Source organism: Actinocorallia lasiicapitis, from assembly GCF_054778695.1.
Map to the genome: position 1 here is coordinate 1 of NZ_BAAGZI010000595.1, position 2,397 is coordinate 2,397.

Genomic DNA, 2,397 nt, shown 5'->3' on the forward strand with positions numbered 1-2,397 from the left:
CCCCTCGGAGCAGCCCATGCCGTCGGCGGCGGCCGCGAACGCCTTGCAGCGGCCGTCGGCGGCGAGCCCGTTCTGTGTGCTGAACGCGGCGAACGTGCCGGGGCTCGCCAGAACCGCGACCCCGCCCGCCAGCGCCAGATCGCACTCGCCTGAGCGCAGCGACCTGACCGCGAGGTGCAGCGCGGTCAGCGAACCGGAGCAGGCGGTGTCCACGGTCAGCGCGGGACCTTCCAACCCCAGCGTGTAAGCGACCCGGCCGGACACGATGCTCGGCAGGTTCCCCGACATCACATAGCTGTCCATGCCTTCGGGCGCCTCGTGCACCCGCGGCCCGTACTCGTGCGGTTCGACGCCGATGAAGACCCCGGACCGGCTGCCGCGCAGCGTCGCGGGGTCGATCCCGGCGCGTTCGAGCGCCTCCCAGCCCGTCTCCAGCAGCAGCCGCTGCTGCGGGTCCATCGCCAGGGCCTCTTTCGGGCTGATCCGGAAGAACGCGGCGTCGAAATCGGCGGCGTCCTCGAGGAACCCGGCCTGGCGGACGAGGCTCGCGCCGGGCGCGCTCGGGTCGGGGCCGAACAGCCGCTCGAGGTCCCAGCCCCGGTCGTCGGGGAAGTCGGAGATGGCGTGGGCGCCGTCGGCCAGGAGCCGCCACAGGTCGTCCGGAGATTGCACGCCGCCCGGGTAGCGGCAGCCGATGCCGACGATCGCGATCGGCTCGTCGACGGCGGGCCTGATCGGGGACGGGCGTTCGGCGGGCGGCTCGTCCGCGCCGAACAGCACCTCGCCCAGATGGCGGGCGAGCGCCTCGGGCGTCGGGTGGTCGAAACCGATCGTGACGGGCAGTTCGGTCCCCGTGGCCGCGGTGAGCCGCGTGTGCAGCGCGACGAGGCCGAGCGAGTCGAGTCCGGCTTCGAGGAAGGGCCGGGCGGCCTCGACGGCCGTCGTGCCGTCCGGGTCGGCCCGGCGCAGCACCGCGGTGGCCTCGGTGAGGACCAGGTCGAGCAGCGCGGCCCGCCGCCCGGAGGCGGGCAGCCCGTCCAGGCGTGCGGCGAAATCGAGGATGTTAACCGGCTCGGCCATTGACGCACCCCGTAATCACGACAGATTCAATGAACGGCGTTTGTCTAACATGACCTAATTAATGCCCACAAGAACCCCTAGTCGATCTTCCCGCAAGTTAGGGGGCGCTAGGGGCTGCATTCCCTGACGCCCGCACGCGAGACTGCACGGGCCAGCCAGCCGTGAATATCGCCATTTCTCAGAAAGGTCGGGAAATATGGGCCAGGAAACCGTCACCCGCGGCGCCATCGTCTTTCCCGGCATCGGCCCGGCGCGTTTCGCCGACGTCGCGAAGTTCATGCTTCTCAATCCGGTGGCACGGCGGCTGACGGCCGAAGCGGACGACGTCCTCGGCTACTCCCTCACCGACCGCTACCAGGACAGCGAGACCGCCTACTCCGAAGCGGCCCGGATCTCGTTCCTGCTCAACTGCGTGGCGCTCGCCGAGTGGTCGGGCGTGACGGCCGGGACGTGCGCGGGCGCGAGCTTCGGCGGCATCCCCGCCGCCGTCCACGCCCGGGCGCTGTCCTTCGCCGACGCCGTGCGGATGACCGCCGCGTGGGGCCGCAGGACCGAGACCTACTTCGCCCGCGAGCACACCGACGTGCTCACCCTGTCCTTCGCGCGGGTCCCCGAGGAGAAGCTGGCGGAGATCCTCGCCGAACTCGACGGGGAAGGCGCCTGGTACGACGTCGCCTGCCACGTCGACCACGACTTCCACATGCTGTCGGTGCGGCAGGAGACCGTGGAGCCGCTGCGGGCGCGGCTGCGCGCCGCCGGCGGCCTGCCCCTGTACGAGATGCGGCCGCCGATGCACTCCGCGGCCTTCGCCGGCCTGCGGGACGAACTGGCGGCCGAGGTGGCCGCCGCCGTGACCTTCGCCGACCCCGCCATCCCGATCGTGTCCGACCACGACGGCTCACTCGTCCGGACCGCGGACGGTGTGCGCACCCTGCTGCTCGACGCGGTCGTGCGGACGGTCCGCTGGCCAGCCGTGACCACGACCCTGCGCGAACTGGGCGTCGACCGGGTCCACGTCGTGGGCCAGGACGCGCTCTGGGGCCGGGTGGCGTGCATGACCGAGAACTTCGAGATCGTCGCCGTGAACCCTGAGACGGCGATGCGGCCGCGCCGCCGGAGCGCGGCCGCCTGACCGGCGCACGCGCCGGCCGTCACACCTGTGGAGGGGACCATGACCGAGCCCTCGGGCCGAGCGCTGCACGAAAGGTTCCTGCGGGGACTGGCCGTCTCCCCCACCGGGGAGGCGGCCAGAGCGGGCGAGGAGTCGATCACCTATGAGGCCGCCCACGCACGGGCGCTGCGCTGGGCGGGCGCCCT

2 protein-coding genes are annotated in these 2,397 nt (G+C 72.2%); one reads left to right on the forward strand and one right to left on the reverse strand.

Annotated elements, in window-relative coordinates:
* Positions 1 to 1,080 (reverse strand): type I polyketide synthase (locus ACYVE7_RS32660; protein ID WP_460370264.1); only part of this gene is annotated, 1,080 nt, incomplete at its 3' end.
* Positions 1,081 to 1,276: 196 nt separating this feature from the next.
* On the opposite strand from ACYVE7_RS32660, the gene ACYVE7_RS32665 reads away from it, so the two are divergent.
* Positions 1,277 to 2,212: an ACP S-malonyltransferase gene (locus tag ACYVE7_RS32665; RefSeq protein WP_460370266.1), complete on the forward strand. Its 936-nt coding sequence runs from the start codon at positions 1,277 to 1,279 to the stop codon at positions 2,210 to 2,212.
* Positions 2,213 to 2,397: the final 185 nt, after the last annotated feature.

Bases quoted from the DNA above. Each gene is read 5' to 3' on its own strand.
- ACYVE7_RS32665 (WP_460370266.1), top strand. From the start codon at position 1,277: ATGGGCCAGGAAACCGTCACCCGCGGCGCCATCGTCTTTCCCGGCATC.